Consider the following 20,038-nt stretch of genomic DNA (forward strand, 5'->3'; position numbering starts at 1 on the left):
CAGAGAAACACGGCCCGAACACTGCTTGAACAGCGCTCTAAAACCAGCCTTTCCGAAGGGATACCGCGTGAGATTTCACATTCTGCCCGCGGCCGCAGCGGCAACGTCAGCTCTTCTGCTCATCAGCGGATGCGCGGTTGCTGACGGATCGAGCCCAATCGCCAAAAAAGACGTTCCCGAGCCCACCGTGGAAGTCACCGCAGACGCCCCTGGGAAAAAGCTCGCCCTCAAAGTCACGGACGGTTCGTTCGAAGATGTTCGCCTCGTCGACAACGATGCCGAAGGCGCCCTCGTTGACCTCGGCGAGATCAAGAACGACTCCGCCGATTCAACCGAAAAACCCACCGACGGTTCAACGGAAGAATCAGAATCCGCCGCGGAAAGCCCCACACCGTCGACTGAGTCGACAGCCGATGCACCTGGCGATGCTTCGGAATCCGCCGGTGCAGAAGACGACTCCGACACCCAGAAGACCGAATGGGAATCGTCGTACCTGCTGGCAGGCAATTCGACTTACACGTGGACGGCCTCGGCCATTGACGCCAACGGCGAAGAGCACACGCTGACCGGCACTGTCGACACCGACAAACTCAAGCGCGCAGATATCAACGCCCGCACCGTCATCAGCGACAACCAGAAGGTCGGCGTCGGCGCGCCCATCATTGTGAACTTCGGAAGCATCGTGCCAGAGAAGTTCCGCGCAACTGTGGAAAGCCGTCTGGGTCTGACGTTCAAGGACTCTGACGGCAACGACCGCGACGTGGAGGGCTCCTGGGCGTGGCTTCCTGATGTCGACGGGCTTTCGCGCATCCACTACCGCCCGCGTGAATACTGGCCCGAACACACTGACGTCGACCTGCGGATGAACTTGAAGGACGTTCCCATGGGCGACAATCAGAAAGGCGCCAAAGACGTCGAACTGAAGTTCACCGTCGACCGCAATCAGGTGGTTGAGGGCAACACCAAGACTCACCGCATGGTCGTCAAACGCGGCGGAAAGACCAAGTGGGATTTTCCCGCGTCCTTCGGCCGGTCGGGCGCACGCACTGAAACCCACAACGGCACGCACATTGTGATGTCCAAGCACGACTACTACGTCATGCGCAGCCAGCAGTGGGACTACGAAACTCCCACCAGGCACGCGGTGCGCATCCACAACAACGGCGAATTCATCCACGGTGCGCCCTGGTCGGTCGGTTCGCAGGGATCGGCAAATGTATCGCACGGCTGCGTCAACCTCGCACCGGGCAGCGCTCAGAAGTACTTCAACTCCGCACTCTACGGCGACCCGGTTGAAATCAAGGGTTCGAGCGTTTCGCTGAGCCCCTCCTCGGGCGATGTTGCAGACTGGACCTACAAATGGGACGACTGGACGGCACTCGCTGCCATTCCCGCTGACCAGCGGGAAGCCGCGGAAGAAGCCATGAAGGAAGACGCCACAGCGGACTCACAGTCGGCTGATGCGACCGACTCCCCCGATGAGGAAGCCTCTGCTCCCAGCGAATCAGCTGGCGAAGAGAGCACCGACTGACCTTTTCTGTTCCACCACGCACGAGGCGGGGCCCACCATTTCAGGTGAGCCCCGCCTCGTGCGTGTGGTTCAGGACTGATCCATGAGCCGCGATCTGATGAGGAACCGCAGACCCGTGGGGCTTTCAATGCTGAAGCCGCCGCCCCTGCCGGGCACTGCATCAACCAGCAGGTAGGTGTGTTTCCAGTACTCGAACTGCTCCTTTGACATCCAGAAGCCGATCTCCGCAGACTCTGCGGACACATCGGGCAGAGTGAACGTACCCAGCAGCACGTCCGAGTCACCGGTGAGGAACTCACCTTCCGGATAGCACATGGGAGCAGACCCATCACAGCATCCGCCGGACTGGTGGAACATCAGCTGACCGTGCTGCTGTGTCAGCTTCTGCAGCAGCTCCACCGCCGCCGGGCTCAGCCCCACGCGCGAGCGCTGTTCACCTTCGATCTCAGGCCGCGCTTCCACTTGCGCGGTCACCGAGGTGCTTTCCAGGCCTCCGCTGTTGTCGTCAGCCATTGTCAGAAGAATCCCATGGGGTTTTCGTCGTAGCTGACCAGCAGGTTCTTGGTCTGCTGGTAGTGGTCGAGCATCATGAGGTGGTTCTCCCGGCCGATGCCGGACGACTTGTAGCCGCCGAACGCAGCGTGTGCCGGGTAGTTGTGGTAGTTGTTCACCCACACGCGGCCGGCCTGAATGTCACGACCCGCACGGTAGGCGATGCCGCCGTTGCGCGACCACACGCCAGCCCCCAGGCCGTAGAGCGTGTTGTTGGCCTCCTTGATGACCGAGTCGTAGTCGGTGAACGACGTCAGAGCGAGAACGGGTCCGAAGATCTCCTCCTGGAAGATGCGCATGCTGTTGTCGCCCTTGAAGACGGTCGGCTGGACGTAGAAGCCGTCGGCGAGGTCGCCGTCGAGGTGGTTCTGCTCACCGCCGATGAGCACTTCGGCACCTTCGTCCTTGCCGATCTGCAGGTACGACTTGATCTTTTCAAGCTGATCGTTCGAAGCCTGAGCTCCGATCTGCGTGTCCGTGTCCAGCGGGTTGCCCTGCTTGGTGTTGCGGACGCGCTCAAGACCGAGTTCGACGAAGTCATCGAAGATGCTCTCCTGCACGAATGCTCGCGACGGGCAGGTGCAGACTTCACCCTGGTTGAGGCTGAACATCGCGAAGCCCTCAGCGGCCTTCTGCCGGAAAGCGTCGTCAGTGTCCATGATGTCTTCGAAGAACACGTTGGGGCTCTTGCCGCCCAGTTCCAGGGTGATGGGAATGAGGTTCTGCGATGCGTACTGCATGATGAGCCGACCGGTGGTCGTTTCACCGGTGAACGCGATCTTTGCAATGCGCGGGTTCGACGCCAGCGGCTTGCCCGCTTCTACGCCGAAGCCGTTGACGATGTTGACTACGCCGTCGGGCAGCAGATCGCCGATCAGCTCAATGAGAACCATGATCGAGGCCGGGGTCTGTTCGGCTGGTTTGAGGACCACCGCGTTGCCGGCTGCGAGCGCGGGAGCGAGCTTCCATACCGCCATGAGCAGCGGGAAGTTCCACGGAATGATCTGTCCGACCACACCGAGTGGTTCGTGGAAGTGGTAGGCGACGGTGTTGTCGTCAATCTGCGACAGGCGACCTTCCTGAGCGCGGATTACGCTGGCAAAGTAGCGGAAGTGGTCGATGGCCAGGGGGATGTCCGCGGTCAGCGGTTCGCGGATCGCCTTGCCGTTGTCCCATGTTTCGGCAACGGCGAGCATTTCGAGGTTTTCTTCCATCCGGTCGGCAATCCGCTGGAGGATGAGAGCGCGTTCAGCGGGGCTTGTTTTGCCCCATGCGGGTGCGGCCTTATGCGCGGCGTCGAGTGCCGCCTCGATGTCATCAGCGTCTGACTGCGCGACTTCGCAGAAGACTTTTCCGGTGACTGGGCTGGGGTTTTCGAAGTAGCGTCCGGCTTTCGGCGGCGTCCACTGCCCGCCGATCCAGTTGTCGTAGCGGGGCTTGAAGGTCACCTTGCTGTCAGGTGTGTTGGGGGCTGCGTAAACCGTCACGATTCTCTCCTTTGAGACTTCAGGTGCAGTGCTGCAGGACGTCGGTGTCCTGCACCTAAACTACGCACCCACCGGTGAACAGGCAAGCTGTTTCTGCACCCGGTTCTAACGCACGAGGTGGGGCTCACCAATGCAGGTGAGCCCCACCTCGTGCGTGTGGTTCAGCCGTTGAGCTGCTGGTAGATGTCTTTCGGCACCCGGCCAAGGGTGTAGAACTCTTGATTGGGGCGCATGCCCGAAACCGTGGCCATGCGGTTGGACAAGCCGAAGAACCCGGTGATTGCGGCGATGTCCCACACGTCTTCGGCATCGAAACCGTGTTCGGCCAGGCGCGTGAAGTCGTCGTCGCTGATGTCTGCGGGGTTCGTGCAGACCTTCATGGCGAAGTCGAGCATTGCCGTTTCGCGGGGTTCGAGGTCAGCGTGCTTGTAGTTGACGGCTACTTTGTCTGCAATGTCCGGGCTTTTCTTGAACAGACGCAGGAGTGCCCCGTGGGCAACCACGCAGTACAGGCACCCGTTGGCTGAGGATGTGGCCGTGACGATCATTTCGCGGTCGGCTTTGCTGAGGCTGCCGGTGTCTTTGTCCATGAGCGCGTCGTAGTAGGCGAAGAACGCTCGGAACTCAGCAGGTCGGCGGGCCAGCTTGATGAAGACATTGGGAATGAAGCCGGATTTTTCAGCTTCGTCTTCGATTCGCTGTCGGATGTCGTCGGGAAGGTCTGTCAGAACTGCATCTGGAAATCGCTCAGTCATGTGAGACAGGTTACTTCTTTGCGTCTTGGTGCGGAATGACCACTTTCCTGTAGATGATGAGCAGCGACGCAGCAACAGGGACTGAAGCGACCGCCCCGAGCACTCCGCCGAGGGTTGCACCGGCAATCGCGGCAATGATGACGATCGGCCCCGGAACATCGGTAACGGCCTTCATGATGCGCGGATTGAAGACATAGGCCTCAATCTGCATATACACCAGATAGTAGATCGCGGCGATAAGGGCCAGAGTCGGTGAGCTCATCAGGCACGACAGCACGATGACAATCGATGCCGAAATTGTGCCGACCAGTGGGATGAGCGAACCGAGAAAAGCGATGAACGCCAAAAGAGCGGGCAGCGGGGCGCCGATGATCGTAAGGAAAATCGCCGACAGCACGCCGTTCGTGACGGCGAGCGCCCCCTGACCCAGAATGTAGCGGCCGACAGAGCCGGTGATCTCCTCTGTGACGTCTTTGACGTCCTCGCGCTTGCGCGCGGGCATGAGCCGGTAGAAAGCAGATTTGATGCTGGGCAGCCCTGCCGCGAAGTAGAGGGTGAGGATGATGACGATGATGAGAGTCGTGGTGAACGTCAGCACTCCCGCACCGATCGTCAGAACACCGCCGCCGACATTGGCCAGGTTGGCTGGGTCTGAGAACCAGACGCCGGCACTTTCAAGCCCCTCGTTGAGGTCGATGCCGAAAGGCAGGTTCTCTTCTAGCTTTCCAAACCAGGGCCTGCGAATGATGTCGTCGATGATGTGCGGAACATTGCCGATGAACTGCTGTACCTGCCGCACCACGGGCGGCACGACGATGAGCACAACACCGGCAACGGCTATGACCACGGCCAGCGATGTGATGGTGACAGCCCACCCGCGTTTGATCCCCCGTTTGGTCATAAAGCGGATGACCGGTTCAAGCCCCAGAGCTAGGAACAGTGCGCAGGCAATGCAGACTATGACTCCGGCGAGGTCGTCCACCAGGTGAAAGAGACCGTATGCCAGGCCCGCGCCGAGCATGCCGAGGAACCCTATGACAAAAGGATTCGCGTTCCGATCGTTGATCTTGATTGCGCTCACCCGTTCAGTCTAGAGCCCGGGCGGGCTGAGCTCAGGCCTTCTCGACCGCCAGGCCGAGGGCGATCAGCAGGCTTGAACTGATGAGTTTCGTAAACGGGACGGATAGTTTAGGGGTTTGAAGATAAAGCCGCCCACCAGCAAGGCGAAGAATAACCAGGACGGTGACACCCTGTGGACACGGCACGCCCGCTCTACGTCTACGTAGACGAATCTGGGGACATGGAATTCAGCGCCAAGGGATCTGACTATTTCGTCATGTCGGCGGTGATCACACGCAATCCCGTAGATACTGCCGCGAAAGTGCTCGCTCTGAAATACGAACTCATGCAATACGACATGGAGCGGCCATACTTCCACGCGACAGAAGATTCACCCGGCGTGCGGAAACGAATGTTCGACACGATCGAGTCTCTGCCGCAGTTCACCATCCACTCAATCTGGGCAAACAAACATTACGCCTCACCCCGCGTTCACGATCACGGCAAGTTCTACAGCATCTTTGCAGGTGCTCTCGCAAGGTACATCAGAAAAGCGGCGGATGGCAGGGCCTCATCTGTCGTCATGGTCTACGACGCCGCCATCACAAAGAAGAACCAGAAGGCCTTCCATGCGAAGATGAAGCCGGAACTCAAAGCCGACGGCACGAAGATGCGAATCCATTTCGATTCGATCAAACACGACCCGGTGGGTCAGGTCGCCGACTATGTCGCCTGGTCACATTTTCGCAGCCTAGAACGAGCCGACGACCAATACTGGAAGCGCATTAAAGAACTTCAGAGCGCCGATGTCAGCGACCACAACATTTTCCTCGAACGACACACAAGGTACTGGTGAAAAATGACCCCCCCGGCTATCTATAAAGAAGAACCCGGGGGTCCTTGTCGCCAGGGGGGAACCTTTGCACCCATTATCCACCACAAATACGCGGCCTCGCAACCGCATCGCCTTTGACAGGGTTCGCAGTGCGGCCGTTGATCTTGATTGAAGTCATTCGCCCAGTCTAGAGCCCGGGCGGGCTGAGCTCAGGCCTTTTTCGACCTCGCCAAACCGAGGGCAATGAGCAGGCTTGCGCCCATGAAAGCGCCGGTCATCGCCGCCGGTCCGCATGTTCTTGGCATGAACACCCACGATCCTGGGATCGCAAGCATCGAAATCGTTGGCACCACGGCTAAGCTTGATCTTCAAACAGCCCCGCAACGATGGGTATAGAAGCTGTGAACGACTAGGTTCCTGAGCATTTCCGCAAAGTGCTGAAAGACTGACGGTTCGTCAGCATGAAGGTTTGGACGCGCCTACCTGGTCACTCGCAGATAGCCACAGTAAACCCACCCTCCATATCCACAGCGAAGGCGGCTAGAGTGGATACAACGCGACATCCTGAAGGAGACGGATATGACGAACACAGCACAGGCAACAGCCCGTGGAATCCGTCGCGGAATCTATCTGAGCGCAACAGCAGACACCACACGTCTGAGGCAACTTCGCAAGCAGATCGCGCAGACGAACCACATCGCCACAGCATGGGCGCAGACGGGCCAGACAATGCGCTGGAGCATGGACCAGATCCGCAAAGCCCCCTCTACGAAGTAGCCCACTACCGCTCGGGCCCGTAGTCCGCCAGCACAAGAACTAGCGGACTACGGGCAGGTAGATCCAACCTACCCTGACCGGATTCTGGGTATGTCAGAAATGGCTATGCGGGCGAGCATCAGCCACGAAACACGGCTGGTACACGCCGAGTCCACCTCGACGCTCATCTCATCGATCGCGGCACCCCTGGTTGCTCTTGCGAGTTTGGGCGTGACTCTGTGGTTGGGCATTTCAGGCAAAACAACCGCGGCATTGGCGACAAGCGTCCCGTTTCTTGGGCTGACTATTTCCCAGGTGGTCGTCACCTTTAGTTCACGACGATCGCAAGACTAACGCTGTCAACCACTTTGTTCCTGCCAAAAGCTTGCTTCCGCTTCTGTGATACCGCCAACGACCAACCGGCCGTCGCACACGACACCCAGCTCAGGCCTTTTTCGACCTCGCCAGACCGACGGCGATCAGCACGCTCGCACCCATGAAGGCGCCGGTCATCGCCGTGACGCCCCACCAGCCGAAATCCTGCCAAGCAACTGGCGTGAGGTTGCCTGCAGCTGAAGACCCCATGTAGTAGAACAGCATGTACATGCTGGCGGCCTGAGCGGGAAGACCGAGGCGGGCGGCACCTCGGGAGGGGACCCACGCAGATGCGATCGAGTGGGTGATGAAGAACCCCGAGGCGAGCACCAGCAGTCCGAACACGATGACCGGCAGAGGCGAAGCTGCGAGAATCCCCACCCCCACAAGGGCGGTCAGGGGGCCGAACACGATGACCGCGCGGATCGAATAGCTGTTGGCCAGCCGGGCTGCGCGGGCACCGACAAAACCAGCCACCGGATAGGCCAAGTAGAGCAGTCCGACAACGGCAACCGACAGGCCGTAGGGTGCAGCTTCAAGACGGAAGCCCAGAACATTGAAGGTGCCGACAAAAGCGCCCATGCCGAAGAACGCGAGCACGTACAGGCCCACGAGAACCGGATCCGTGAACACTCGGGCGAAGTCCCGCAGAAGCTGCCGCGGCTGCACCGGGTGGGGCGCAAAACCGCGCGACTGCGGCAACAGCAGCCACGCACCCACAGCACAGGCGGTTGCCGCAAGTGCCGACACGAGCAGAGCGAAATGCGCCGCATCGAGCCCCAGCGGCGCGCCCAGACTCAGCCGTTCGTGCAGGCTGACCACACCAGACGTGACGAGGCGGGCACTCAGACCGCCCAGGGTTGTGCCGAAGATGTAGATCCCCGTGGCGGCCGTTGCGTAGTCAGGGTGGATTTCCTCTTTCAGATACACCGCGGCCGTGGCGGGCAGACCTGCCAGCAGAACTCCCATGACAAAGCGCAGAACAAGGAACGTCGGCCAGTCTGTGACAAATGCGCTCATCAGGCCCAGCGCACTGGAAGACAGCAGCGAGAAGCGAATCAGCGCAACCCTGCCGATCCTTTCGGAAACGGGTGCTGCCGCAATGAGGCCTACAGCCAGCCCCGCTGTTGCCACAGAGACCGAAAGGGCCGAATGTGACGGGGAGATCCGCAGGTCTCGGGTGAAGTAGGGCAAAATAGCTTGCGTGTTGTAAAGCAGCACGAAGGTTGCAAGGCCCGCGACGAGCAGACCGATTTCGATCTTCTTCGTCTGGCGGTGCCCGCGCGGATATCCGTCGAAGCTGCTCACGAAGTTCACGATACTCAGCGCTTGGCTGACATCGGCGGCAGGTAGAGTTCGATGCCCGAGCCTGTTAGAGGAGAAGCACGTGCCCACCACCCCAGAACACACCGACGGCGGGGCTTCCGCTGATTCGCTGCTTGACTGGATCACCCGCCCGGCCTCGCTGACGCTGCCGGACTTCCACCTGTCAGCTGAAGAGCTGCACCGCACGCTGGCGGCTGTTCTGGCCGACTTTCAGCAGGATCTCGAAGCAATTGCGGCCGATGAATCTCCGGCCGACTTCTACAACACGGTCGTCGCTTTGGAAAAGGCCACAGAACCGCTGCGCCGCCTGTCTGCTGTTGCCGGGGTTCTCCAAGGCTCGGCGCACACGGAGGACAACAGCGACGCTTTGGCGGAAATCAATGCGGAGCTGTCGTCGGCTTTTCTCGGCATTCGGCTCAATTCCGTCCTGTTCGACAGGCTTGAAGCGATTGGCGACAGTGCCCTTCTGCCGGAGGATCGTCGTCACCTGCAGCTTCTCCTGTCTGATTTCATTCGGGCGGGTGCCCGTTTGGACGATGACGGCAAGCAGCGCGTCGAAGCGGTCTCTGCTGAGCTGACGCGCTTGGAGAATCGCTTTGCCAATACCGTCCTGGCGGAGACCAACGCTTCGGCTTTTGTGATTGAACGCGGCGGCCCGTACTCACCTGATGGGCTGACTGAGGCTCAGCTGGCCGCCGCCGCTTCTCAGGCCCGGGAGCGCGGTGTTGACGGCTGGGTTCTGCCGTTGGAGTCGACAACCGTGCAGCCGCCGGCTGAAGCGCTTACCCACCCGGAGACCCGTTCGGCGCTGTTTGCCGCATCTGCTGATCGCTGCAGTCGCGGCGGTGAGGGTGATACTCGCGGCCTTGTTGCCGACATCACGGCACTGCGTGCCGCTTTGGCCGGTGTGCTGGGCTACAGTTCGTTCAGCGAGTACGCGATTGAGCAGCAGCAGGCGGGCAGCCCGGAACAGGCGTCGAGTCTGCTCATTTCGCTTCTGGAGCCTGCTGATCAGCAGCTGCGGCGTGAACTGGAAACCATTGAACAGACTGCGCAGCCGCAGAGGCTTGCGGCTGAGGACATTCCTTTCTGGCTGCGTCGCGTGGGCTCTCAGCTGTACGGCATCGACCACAGCGAAATCAGCAAGTACTTTGAGTTCAGCCGGGTTCTGCACGACGGTGTTTTCTATGCCGCGAGCGTGTTGTACGGGCTGAGCTTTGAGAATGTCACCGACCGGTTCGCCGGTCGGCTGTGGGACGAAGCCGTCACGGTGTGGGAGATCTCCGAGGGCGGCAAGATCCTGGGGCTGGTCTGCATTGACCCCTACACGCGTCCCAGCAAGCGCGGCGGGGCATGGATGGCGGAGCTTGTGACAGGTGCGCGTCTGACGGGAGAACAGCCCATCATCACCATGACCATGAACGTGCCCCGCCCCGCTCCGGACGAACCTGCCCTGCTGAGCTTGGATGACGTCAACACCCTGTTTCACGAGTTCGGCCACGTGTGGCACGGACTGTTTGCCGATTCCACCTATCCCAGCCGGGCTGGCACCTCGGTCCCTCGGGACTATGTTGAGTTCCCGTCGCAGCTGAACGAAATGTGGATGCTCCACCCGGATGTTCTGCCGAACTACGCCCGTCACATCACAACGGGCGAGCCGATGCCGGAAGGCCTGGTCGAACAGATCAAGCAGGCGCAGAAGTTCGGGCAGGGCTTCGGCACGGTCGAATACCTGGCGGCGGCTCTGCTTGACCTGTCGTGGCACGGCCTGGAACCGGGCGAACAGGTTGAAGCTGTTCTCGAATTCGAGTCGGAGGTGCTCTCGGCCGCTGGGTTTTCGCCCTCTGTGCAGCCGCGCTACCGTTCGCCGTACTTCATGCACGCGTTCAGCTTCGGCTATGCGGCCGGCTACTACTCCTACCTGTGGTCGGAGCAGCTGGCCGCCTACGCTTCTGAATGGTTTGACCGGCAGGGCGGTCTGACGGCCGCTTCGGGGCAGGCTTTCCGCCGCGCGGTGCTGGCTCCGGGCTTCTCTGTCGACCCGGAGCAGGCCATCACCCAGTTCTTCGGGGAACAGCCCACCGTCGATCCTCTGCTGCGCCGCCGCGGCCTGCCAACACGGGCCAAGACCCAGGCCGAGGCGCCAACTGACTCCCCTGCCCACGTTCCTGCGCCCGCGGGCTCCCCTACCGAGGCTCCACCTCCGACCGACGTCCGCCCAGAAGCACCTCGGGAGGTCTGAAGAGTGCACGAACGCAATCAGCGAGTCCAGGCGGACCTCGACAAAGCCGGGATCACCGGTGAGATCACAATCTTCACCGAGCACCTGCCAACGGCCGCCGATGCGGCTGCTCACCTGGGCATTGAGACAGGTGCGATTGCCAACAGCCTCATCTTCCGGCTTGACGGTGAACCGGTGCTCATCATGACGTCCGGTGCGCACCGGGTGGACACGGGCTTTGTCGAAGAGCAGACCGGCGGGAAGATCAGCCGGGCCAACGCGGACGTGGTGAAGGAGGCCACCGGCCAGGTGATCGGCGGGGTTGCCCCAGCTGGGCACACCAAGCCGATTCGCACCTTTATCGACCGCGCACTCGGGGCGTACCCGACGCTGTGGGCTGCCGCGGGCACCGCGGATTCGATGTTCCCGCTGACCTATCCGGAGCTGCTGCGCCTGACCGGCGGAGAGGAAATCGACGTTGAACGCTGAAACCACCCCGGAGTCCCGCGAACCCCGCCTGGCTTCCACACCGTCCGACCAGACGGCGGGTGCCCGACTGGTTGCCTTTGCGTCCTCCCGGGGGCGCTACTATGCCGTTGTTCTGGCGTTCTTCTGCGTGGCGCTGCTCGTGTCGAACATTTCGGCCACGAAGGTCATCGCGTTCTTCCCCATGGGCGACAGCCCGGACAGCTACTGGATTGTGGCTGACGGCGGAGCTTTTCTGTTCCCGTTCGTGTACATCATGGGCGACGTCATTTCCGAGGTGTATGGATTCGCGGCCGCCCGCAAAGCCGTCATCATGGGCTTCATTACCCAGCTGGGGGCTTCGCTTGTCTTTCTGCTGGTCATCGTCGCCCCGCCGGGGCCCGGCTATGACGGCCAGGAGGCTTTTGAAGCCGTTCTGGGCTTCTATCCGCGGATTGTTGCCGCGTCTCTGGCCGGCTACTGCGTGGGCCAGATGCTCAACGCCTTTGTGCTTGTGCGCATTAAGCGCCGCATGGGCGAGCGCGCCCTGTGGGTGCGCCTGCTGGGTTCGACGGGTGTGGGCGAAGCGGCTGACACCGTCATCTTCTGCACTGTTGCCTTTGCCGGGGTGATTCCCGGTGGTGAGTTCTTCAAGTACGTTCTGTTCGGCTTTGCCTACAAGGTCGCTGTTGAAGTGCTGTTCCTGCCTGTCACGCAGGTGGTCATCCGCTGGTTCAAGAAGCGCGAGGGCACATATTCTGTTGAAACCGATGCCGAGCGCATGGCCGAAGGCGCCCGAGTGTGACCGCTTCATTCCGCCTGGATTCGCCGGGCTCACCGAAATCGCCGAGCCTGTCGCCGTGGGGTCGGGCGCTCGGGGCCGCTGCTGGCTTTGCCGCTGGAGCGGCTGCCGGTTGGCTGTCCAGCTCCGCCTGGATGAACGGGGTGCAGGCCCGCACCCGCCGCAGGTGGTGGCAGCACTTTCACGAGGCGGAGCTCGCTTTCTTCCCCGACGGCTCAATTGGTCCGGTGTCAGGCTGGGGTGGTGAGGTTCGTCCCCTCAGAGTCAATGTTCTGGGTGATTCCGCTGCTGCGGGAGTGGGTGCTTCGAGCGCGGACCGAGGCTATGTGGGCATTGTTCTCAGGCGTTTGGCCGCTGACGCCGGCGTCCCCGTTGTGGTGTGCAATGTCGCCCAGCCCGGTGACTCCTCGTGGCTTCTGATGGAGCAGCAGCTGCCGGAACTCAAGGCGGGGCGCATGTTTGCTCATGCGGATGTCACGATGTGCGTCATCGGCGGCAATGACATCGCCGACCGCACGTTTACAGCTGAGGGCTTCGCCTGGACTGCTGAGCGTCTGTATCCGGCTCTGCCTGGAGGGACTGTCGTATCAACCGTGCCGAGTTTCGGTTTGAGCTTCTATGAGCGCAAGTGCCGGGCAGCCAATGAGCTCATTCGCCGTCTGGCGGCCGAAAACGATCTTGAGCTTGCCGAACTGCACGCCGCAACTGCTTCGCTGTGGTCGCGCAGCACCCTTGGGATTCCGCGTCAGTTCTTCACAATGGAATCTGATGTGTTTCATCCCAACGACCACGGGTACACCGTGTGGGCAGAAGCCGTGTGGCCAGCCGTCAGGCGCGCCTGGCTGCGGGACTATTTGCCGTAGAAGCGGCCCAGGGTTTCTTCTTCGTATTCGTCGAAGGTGCCCTCAGCGATTGCTTCGCGCATTTTCTCCACCAGCCGCACCGTGTAGTGCTCATTGTGGATGGTGCACAGGGTGGAGAACAGCATCTCCTTGGCCTTGAACAGGTGGCGAAGGTATGCGCGCGAATAGTTTTGGCACGTGTAGCACTCGCAGCCGGGCTCAATGGGGTCCCAGTTGCGCTGTGAGGCGGCGTTGTTGACGTTGTACCGGCCGTAGGCGGTGTAGACGGCCCCGTTGCGGGCGACACGCGAAGGCTGAACGCAGTCGAACGTATCTGCTCCGGCACGCACGGCGGTGAACATGTCGTTCGGTTCGGAGATTCCCAGCAGGTGGCGGGGGCGGCCTTCGGGAAGTTCGTCATTGCACCAGCCGACGATCGTGCCGAGGTTCTCCTTTTCCAGCGCCCCGCCGATTCCGTAGCCGTCGAAGTCCATAGCACCCAAGTCGCGGCAGGCTTTGCGCCGCAGATCTTCGTACTGCGCACCCTGAATGACGCCGAAGAGCGCCTGGTAGGGCTTGCCGCCCGGCAGTCCCGCAAAGCCGGGGGTGCTGCGCTGTACGGTGAGCTTCTTGTGCTCTTCAATGCAGCGGATTGCCCACAGGCGTGTCCGCTCTAGGGACTCTTCCTGGTAGGCGCGTGAGTTCATGAGGGTGGTCAGCTCGTCAAAGGCGAACATGATGTCCGCCCCCAGCTGGTGTTGGACCCGCATCGAGATTTCGGGAGTGAAGCGGTGCAGGGAACCGTCCAGGTGAGATTTGAAGTTCACCCCGTCGTCGTCGACAAAGCTCAGCCGCTCTTTGCCTTCGGCTATCGCTCCGTCGTCGAGCCCGGCGTTGTCAGCAGCCGCCTCCATCGAGATGACCTTTTTGAATCCCGAGCCCAGACTCATCACCTGAAAACCGCCGGAGTCGGTGAAGGTCGGCCCGTGCCAGTTCATGAACGCGGCCAGTCCCCCGGCTTCGTCCACCAGGTCCGCCCCCGGCTGCAGGTACAGGTGGTAGGCATTGGCCAGCAGGGCCTGTGCCCCGAGGTCCCGCATTTCCTCGGGCCGCACGGCCTTTACGGTGGCTTTTGTGCCCACCGGGATGAAGGCGGGCGTCTGGATGTTCCCGTGCGGGGTGCGGATCACTCCGGTGCGGCCGTGCACGCTCCCCTGCCCCAGAGAATAGGGACTGCGGGTGCGCGATCCGGGGTCGAGGCGGGACTCGATTGTGAAACCGAAGCCCGCTTCGGGGCGGTCAGGGCTCACTGCGGGTTCTGGGGGAGCAGGTTCTTCAGGGTGCGTGGGCATGGTTCAGGTTTCGCCGAGGAACTCCAGCATCTTGCCCGGGTTCATGATGTTCTGCGGGTCAAGGGCCTTTTTGATTGCCATGTGCATTGCCCGGCTGCCCTCATCGAGTTCGCGGCGCAGCCAGGGGGCCTTGAGTGAGCCCACTCCGTGTTCGCCCGTGATGGTTCCTCCGCAGTCAATGCCTGCCTGCATGATTTCGCCGAAAGCCTCTTCGGCCAGGCGAACCTGCTGGTCATCAAGGGCGTTGAACGTGACGGTCGGGTGCAGATTGCCGTCACCGGCGTGAGCACAGCAGGAGAAGATGAGCTGCGGGTACTTTTCGGCAATAGCATCGAGCCTGGCGAAGATGTCGGGCAGCCGCCCGCGCGGAACGCAGACATCGTCAACCAATTCACCGCCGCCGAGTTCGTGCGCAACCTTCTGCGTGGCGGGCGAAACCGCACGCCGGGCGGCAACCAGCAGTTCGGAATCAGCCGGGTCGTCTGAATAGAAGACGTCATCTGCGCCGACGGCTTTTGCCACCGCCGTGAACCGTTCGAGTTCGGCGGCTGCCGCTTCGGTCGAACCGTCGCCATCAGCCTGGACCAGCAGGATCGCACCGGCGCCATCCGGCAGACCGAAATCGCCGTAGGCGTTGACGAACTCGATGACCTGCCTGTCCATGTACTCCATGAACGAAGGCCGACCTCCGGCGCCCATATAGTCCGTGACAGCGCCTGCCGCAGTGACAGAGCTTGGGAAAATCGCCACCGCGGTCAGCGGAGCCGGAAGTTTCGGCACCAGTTCGAGCGTCACCTCGACAACCACCCCGAGAGTGCCTTCGGCGCCGATGATGAGCGAGTGCAGGTTGTAGCCGGCCACGCCCTTCCGTGTGGGTCGGCCGACAGTGGTGAGTGTTCCGTCGGGCAGCACCACTTTGAGGCTGCGCACGTAGTCGGCGGTCACGCCGTACTTCACACAGCACATACCGCCGGCGTTGGTCGACACATTGCCGCCGATCGACGAGATCGCCACCGAGCCCGGGTCGGGTGGGTAGGACATGTCAAAGCTGTCGAGGTGCCTCTTGAGGTCGCCGTTGATGATGCCGGGCTCAACGGTGCAGGTCTGTTCGACAGTATTGACGTCCAGCACGCGGTTCATCCGCTCAAGGCTGAGCAGAATGCAGCCGTCGACGGCGTTTGCGGCTCCTGCCAGGCCGGTTCGCGCTCCCTGCGGCACGATCGGCACGCCGTGTTCGTGGGCGAAGCGGACCGTGGTCTGCACGTCTTCAACTGTCTGGGCGCGCACGAGCGCCAAGGGCTTGCCCGCATCGCTGAACTGCGCATGATCGCAGCTGTAGGTCTGCAGGACGTCAGGGTCGTCCGTGAAAGCGCGGCCCAGTGTTTCTTTCAGACCGGCGAGATCGGCGGTGCTCATAGCAGGCGGCTTCACTTGCCCAGAAATTCGCGAGTGACGGCGATGAAGCGCTCCATGGCTTCGTCCGGGCCGATGCTCACGCGGATGCCGGTGTGCAGATTGCGCACTGCCAGTCCGTTGGCCATGCACACCTTTTCGAAGTCTGCGGAACGTTCGCCCAGCGGCAGCCACACGTAGTTGGCGTCCGAAGTCGGCACCTCGATGCCCAGTGCCCGCAGCTCTTCTGTCAGTTTGTCGCGCGCGGCGGCGATTTCCTTGGCCCGCACATCGACTTCGGACGATGCGCGCAGGGATGCGAGCGCTGCTGCCTGGCCTATGCTCTGCACCGAAAACGGGGCAATCGACTTGCGCATTTCGAGGATGACGTCCGGGTGGGCGATTCCGTAGCCCACGCGCAGACCGGCAAGACCGTGGGCCTTGGAGAATGTGCGCATGATGATGAGGTTGGGGTAGTCGCCAAGTGCGGCGACGGCGTCGACGGTGTCTTCTGAGGTGATGAACTCCAGGTACGCCTGGTCGAGAACCACCAGCAGGTCCGCTGGTACGCGGTCCATGAACGCACGGAATTCGGCTTCCCCGATTGCCGGTCCGGTGGGGTTGTTCGGACTGCACAGCACGACCAGCGTCGTGTCGTCGTCAATTGCGTCCAGCAGCGCATCGAAGTCGTGGCGACCGTCTGCCGTCAGCGGGATCTGGCGGTTCTCCGCCCCGCTCATAACGCCCACCTGGCGGTACATTTCAAACGACGGCCACGGGTAGACGATGTTCGCACCGGGGCCGGCCGTAATGGCAAAGGCGGCCGACAGGATTTCCGAACCACCTGCCCCGAACACAATGTTCTCGGGTGCAACACCCAGGAAGTCGGCCATGGCGTCGGTCAGTTCGAAAACGCCCGGGTCAGGGTAGATATTGGGATTTTCAGATGCTTTCGCAATGGCTTCGCGCACCTGCGGCAGCGGCTCCATGTGGTGCTCGTTGGCTGACAGTTTGTACGCTGTCATGCCTTCGATCGGGGCGGCGGGTTTGCCGGGAACATATGCCGCGGCATCGCGCACGGCAGGGCGCAGGCGGTACTGAAAAGTCATGGGCTCATCGTACCGCCGCCCCAGGCTCACCCGGGCGGCACCTCGGGCCACAGCCCGGTGCCAAAGACAGCCGAGCCGAACCCGAGAACCAGCGCGGCACCTCGGCCTTTCACTGTGGGGTTAAGTAAAGAAAAGTGTGTCCGCATGCCACCATAACCCCAGACCACACACCACAAATCACCAAAGAATAGCTCCCCGAAAGCTATTACCCACACCATCCCGCACCTCCGGCCACATTTGTGCTAACCGCACACCGGTTGGATTAAAGGATGACCACCAACCGCCCCAGCTGCCCACTATGCGGCAACAACACAAAGAAAAACGGCACCACCAGCAAATCAACCACCCGTTGGCGCTGCACCCACTGCGGACACTCCTTTACCCGCAACACCCAAACCCACAACAAAAATACCGCCACCATGGCTTTGTTCATCCAATGGGCCACCGGCACCCAATCTCTAACCACCTTCGCCGCACACCATGGCGTAACCAGGCAAACCATGCACCACCGATTCCGATGGTGCTGGTGGATCATCCCCACACCCACCATCGACTCATTCCGCATCCATGACCAAATCTTCCTCGACGCGACCTATCTAAAGTCCGGATGCCTCCTGATCGCAGCCAGTAAAACCCACGTCATCAACTGGACCTGGGCCAGACACGAAACCACCGCCGCCTACACCGAACTCCTACGCCCCATTGCCGCACCACTAATCGCAGTCACAGACGGCGGACAAGGTGCCCAATCAGCCATCCACCACTGCTGGCCAACAACACGCATCCAACGCTGCCTCGTCCACGCCCAACGAACAGTCCGCCGCCACACCACCAGCAACCCCCGCACCGATGCCGGCAAAACCCTCTACCGCCTAGCCCTGAAACTCACTCGCATCACCGACCTTGACCAAGCATCCACATGGGTCGCCCACCTGCACGAATTCGACCACACCTACCGGGAATGGATGAACGAGAAAACCACCATCAAAGACCCTGCTACCGGCGCCTACACCAAGGTCTACACCCACCAACGCGTCCGAGCGGCCTATCAATCATTGCTATCTCTGCACCGCAGAGACCTGCTGTTTACCTACCTGCAACCCCCACCAACAACCATCGACCCCGACAACCTTGCAGCAACAACAAACAGCCTCGAAGGTGGCATCAACGCCCCCATAAAAGAACTAGCCCGCAGACACCGCGGACTATCACTACCGCATCAACGCACAGTGATGGATTGGTGGCTGTATCTACATACAGAAGTCCCTGACGATCCGGTCAAGATCGCCAGGGACCAACGATGGGGTCAAGACGCACTTTCCACAGCAACAGACCTGATCACCCACAACACCACAGCCACTACCAATGACATCGGTGCACCAGCAGAATACGACACCGCCATCGACACCAGCTACCAACACAACCTCGGCATCCAAAAAGGCTGGATCAAATAACCGCAACACGCCCGGAAAAGACACACTTTTCTTTACTTAACCCCCGCTGTGCCTCGGGAACATGCCTGCGTCCTCAGAACATGAAAAAGCTCCGAGGCAAGAACCCCGGAGCTTCATCTGGCGGTAGCGGTGGGATTTGAACCCACGGTAGGGGGTTGCCCTACACAACATTTCGAGTGTTGCACCTTCGGCCGCTCGGACACGCTACCGCGGATAACTCTACGGCCTCAGCCGCCACGGCACAAACCGAAGTACTGTCATTCTGGTCACTCCGGTCTGTCGCGCAGCCGCAGATCAGCGAAAAAATCATCCAGCACAGCCCGACATTCATCGGCCCGCACACCAGGATACACCTGGGGAATCGGGTGAGCCGCGCGGTCCCGCGGGAGGTCCCACACGGATCCCACCGCGCCGGTTTTGGGTTCGTGCACACCGAAGACGATCGTGCCTACGCGGGCGTTCATTGCCGCTCCGGCGCACATGGCACACGGTTCAACCGTGACGACGAGGACCGCCCCGTCCAGCCGCCACGTGCCCAGAGTCTGCCCGGCTTGGCGCAGAGCGAGGATTTCGGCGTGGGCGGTCGGATCGGCATCGGCTTCGCGCCGGTTGCAGGCAGCTCCGACCACTTTCCCGTCGACAATGACAACAGCGCCGATCGGCACATCGGATTCGGGGCACTGGTGCGCCTGCTCAAGCGCTACACCCATCCATTCCGCGTGCTGTTCGCGGACTGCCAGCACCATGTCAGCCCACTGCTTTTCCGCCGGCGGCGCCAATGGCTGCACTACCGCAGTCAGGCCCGCGCTCAGGAGCACTACCACCGCCCCCGTGGGCTTTGGGCGCACACATTGAAGTCATGCGTCTATTGTCTCTGCCCGCACCGCGCACACAAAGCAGGACTGCAGCCGCGGTCGGCGCTAGGCTTAAACCATGAAGCTCCACGTGGCGGACCACCCGCTCATTGCCCACAAGCTCACCGTTCTGCGTGACGAGCGCACTGACTCAGCTCGCTTCCGCCAGCTGACCGACGAACTCGTCACACTGCTTGCCTACGAGGCCACGCGCAATGTTCGCGTGCAGCTCAAGCAGATCAACACCCCGGTGTGTGCAACCACCGGCATCCAGATCGCCCAGCCGCGCCCGCTGGTAGTGCCTATCCTGCGCGCCGGCCTCGGCATGCTCGAAGGCATGACCCGCATGCTGCCGACCGCCGAAGTCGGCTTCCTCGGCATGGTCCGCGATGACGACACCCTCGAAGTCGAGGCCTACGCTCAGCGCCTGCCGGTCGACCTCGAAGACCGCCAGGTGTTCGTCATCGACCCCATGTTGGCCACCGGCCACACTCTGGAAATGGCCATTGATTTCCTGCTGGAGCGCGGTGTTTCGCACATCTCTGCCGTCTGCCTTGTGGCCGCCCCGGAGGGCGTCGACTACATCACGCAGCGCTTCGGAACACGGGCTGACATCGATGTGTTCACTGCGGCTCTCGATGAAGGGCTCGACGAAAACAACTACATCGTTCCCGGCCTTGGCGATGCCGGCGACCGCATGTACGGAACAGCCTGACCACTCACCTGAGTCCCGCGGGACTGCAGCTCAACAGCACGAGGCGCCTGGCACCTCGTGCTGTTCTTCTTCTGTCATCTTGACTCCCCTGAATACGGGCAAAACCGCTTATCGAGTCACAAAAACACCTTTTGTTGCGTCATATGTCGTCACAAA

The 20,038-nt window shown here is 61.3% G+C and carries 18 protein-coding genes and 1 tRNA gene; 9 read left to right on the top strand and 10 right to left on the bottom strand.

Features of this window, described 5'->3' with window-relative positions:
- The first annotated feature begins 67 nt into the window (after nucleotides 1-67).
- Nucleotides 68-1,531 carry a L,D-transpeptidase gene (locus HMPREF3162_RS10415; protein WP_070777767.1) on the top strand — a complete coding sequence of 488 codons (1,464 nt, stop codon included), beginning with the start codon at nucleotides 68-70 and terminating at the stop codon, nucleotides 1,529-1,531.
- Nucleotides 1,532-1,600: 69 nt separating this feature from the next.
- On the opposite strand, the gene HMPREF3162_RS10420 is transcribed toward HMPREF3162_RS10415, so the two are convergent.
- The 4 genes from HMPREF3162_RS10420 to HMPREF3162_RS10435 form a co-directional block, all read right to left on the bottom strand.
- A complete protein-coding gene (locus tag HMPREF3162_RS10420; protein ID WP_070777768.1) occupies nucleotides 1,601-2,044 on the bottom strand; it encodes a DUF779 domain-containing protein in 444 nt (147 codons plus the stop codon).
- Between the two features lie 2 nt (nucleotides 2,045-2,046).
- Complete coding sequence (locus HMPREF3162_RS10425; RefSeq protein WP_070777769.1) at nucleotides 2,047-3,570, bottom strand: acetaldehyde dehydrogenase ExaC; 1,524 nt, start codon at nucleotides 3,568-3,570, stop codon at nucleotides 2,047-2,049.
- A gap of 161 nt (nucleotides 3,571-3,731) precedes the next feature.
- Nucleotides 3,732-4,325, bottom strand: coding sequence for a peroxidase-related enzyme (locus HMPREF3162_RS10430; RefSeq protein ID WP_070573075.1), 594 nt, complete (start codon nucleotides 4,323-4,325; stop codon nucleotides 3,732-3,734).
- 10 nt (nucleotides 4,326-4,335) lie between these two features.
- Nucleotides 4,336-5,406, bottom strand: coding sequence for an AI-2E family transporter (locus HMPREF3162_RS10435; RefSeq protein WP_083318990.1), 1,071 nt, complete (start codon nucleotides 5,404-5,406; stop codon nucleotides 4,336-4,338).
- Between the two features lie 171 nt (nucleotides 5,407-5,577).
- Here HMPREF3162_RS10435 and HMPREF3162_RS10440 point away from each other — a divergent pair, with 171 nt between their 5' ends.
- Nucleotides 5,578-6,240 carry a DUF3800 domain-containing protein gene (locus tag HMPREF3162_RS10440; protein ID WP_083318991.1) on the top strand — a complete coding sequence of 221 codons (663 nt, stop codon included), beginning with the start codon at nucleotides 5,578-5,580 and terminating at the stop codon, nucleotides 6,238-6,240.
- Between the two features lie 558 nt (nucleotides 6,241-6,798).
- Nucleotides 6,799-6,996: a hypothetical protein gene (locus tag HMPREF3162_RS10445; protein WP_070573074.1), complete on the top strand. Its 198-nt coding sequence runs from the start codon at nucleotides 6,799-6,801 to the stop codon at nucleotides 6,994-6,996.
- Between the two features lie 423 nt (nucleotides 6,997-7,419).
- Here HMPREF3162_RS10445 and HMPREF3162_RS10455 read toward each other — a convergent pair whose 3' ends face one another.
- Complete coding sequence (locus HMPREF3162_RS10455) at nucleotides 7,420-8,658, bottom strand: MFS transporter (protein WP_070777787.1); 1,239 nt, start codon at nucleotides 8,656-8,658, stop codon at nucleotides 7,420-7,422.
- Nucleotides 8,659-8,737: 79 nt separating this feature from the next.
- On the opposite strand from HMPREF3162_RS10455, the gene HMPREF3162_RS10460 reads away from it, so the two are divergent.
- Genes HMPREF3162_RS10460 through HMPREF3162_RS10475 form a run of 4 tightly spaced genes read left to right on the top strand, consistent with a single transcriptional unit; the run spans nucleotide 8,738 to nucleotide 13,027 of the window.
- The gene (locus tag HMPREF3162_RS10460) at nucleotides 8,738-10,918 is read left to right on the top strand and encodes a M3 family metallopeptidase (RefSeq protein WP_070777771.1); all 2,181 of its coding nucleotides are present in this window, start codon (nucleotides 8,738-8,740) and stop codon (nucleotides 10,916-10,918) included.
- A gap of 3 nt (nucleotides 10,919-10,921) precedes the next feature.
- Entirely contained in the window at nucleotides 10,922-11,386 is a 465-nt protein-coding gene (locus HMPREF3162_RS10465) for a YbaK/EbsC family protein (RefSeq protein ID WP_070573069.1), read from the top strand.
- On the top strand, nucleotides 11,376-12,167 hold the full coding sequence (locus tag HMPREF3162_RS10470) for a queuosine precursor transporter (RefSeq protein WP_371089274.1): 792 nt from the start codon (nucleotides 11,376-11,378) through the stop codon (nucleotides 12,165-12,167). The genes HMPREF3162_RS10465 and HMPREF3162_RS10470 overlap by 11 nt, the downstream gene beginning before the upstream one ends.
- Nucleotides 12,164-13,027, top strand: a complete 864-nt coding sequence (locus tag HMPREF3162_RS10475; RefSeq protein ID WP_070573067.1) for an SGNH/GDSL hydrolase family protein — start codon at nucleotides 12,164-12,166, stop codon at nucleotides 13,025-13,027. Before HMPREF3162_RS10470 ends, HMPREF3162_RS10475 begins: the two co-directional genes overlap by 4 nt.
- Here the strand turns inward: HMPREF3162_RS10475 and tgt are convergent.
- From tgt to hisC, 3 genes are read right to left on the bottom strand one after another with little or no spacing between them, the layout of a single operon-like run.
- The gene (gene tgt / locus HMPREF3162_RS10480; RefSeq protein WP_083304050.1) at nucleotides 13,015-14,358 is read right to left on the bottom strand and encodes a tRNA guanosine(34) transglycosylase Tgt; all 1,344 of its coding nucleotides are present in this window, start codon (nucleotides 14,356-14,358) and stop codon (nucleotides 13,015-13,017) included. The genes HMPREF3162_RS10475 and tgt overlap by 13 nt on opposite strands.
- Before the next feature lie 3 nt (nucleotides 14,359-14,361).
- Entirely contained in the window at nucleotides 14,362-15,774 is a 1,413-nt protein-coding gene (locus HMPREF3162_RS10485; protein ID WP_070777772.1) for an FAD-binding oxidoreductase, read from the bottom strand.
- An 11-nt stretch (nucleotides 15,775-15,785) separates the two neighbouring features.
- Entirely contained in the window at nucleotides 15,786-16,859 is a 1,074-nt protein-coding gene (hisC, locus tag HMPREF3162_RS10490) for a histidinol-phosphate transaminase (RefSeq protein ID WP_070573061.1), read from the bottom strand.
- 269 nt (nucleotides 16,860-17,128) lie between these two features.
- Here hisC and HMPREF3162_RS10495 point away from each other — a divergent pair, with 269 nt between their 5' ends.
- Nucleotides 17,129-18,313, top strand: coding sequence for an IS256-like element IS3503 family transposase (locus HMPREF3162_RS10495; RefSeq protein WP_011018353.1), 1,185 nt, complete (start codon nucleotides 17,129-17,131; stop codon nucleotides 18,311-18,313).
- Between the two features lie 118 nt (nucleotides 18,314-18,431).
- Here the strand turns inward: HMPREF3162_RS10495 and HMPREF3162_RS10500 are convergent.
- Nucleotides 18,432-18,522: transfer RNA gene (locus HMPREF3162_RS10500), tRNA-Ser, on the bottom strand.
- Nucleotides 18,523-18,579: 57 nt separating this feature from the next.
- Nucleotides 18,580-19,161 (bottom strand): nucleoside deaminase, encoded by a 582-nt coding sequence (locus HMPREF3162_RS10505; RefSeq protein ID WP_370919379.1) that lies wholly within the window; start codon nucleotides 19,159-19,161, stop codon nucleotides 18,580-18,582.
- Nucleotides 19,162-19,246: 85 nt separating this feature from the next.
- Here HMPREF3162_RS10505 and upp point away from each other — a divergent pair, with 85 nt between their 5' ends.
- On the top strand, nucleotides 19,247-19,882 hold the full coding sequence (upp, locus tag HMPREF3162_RS10510; protein WP_070573515.1) for a uracil phosphoribosyltransferase: 636 nt from the start codon (nucleotides 19,247-19,249) through the stop codon (nucleotides 19,880-19,882).
- The last annotated feature ends 156 nt before the right edge of the window (nucleotides 19,883-20,038 follow it).

This window comes from Brevibacterium sp. HMSC07C04 (genome assembly GCF_001815905.1).
In the GTDB taxonomy this organism is placed as follows: Bacteria; Actinomycetota; Actinomycetes; order Actinomycetales; family Brevibacteriaceae; genus Brevibacterium.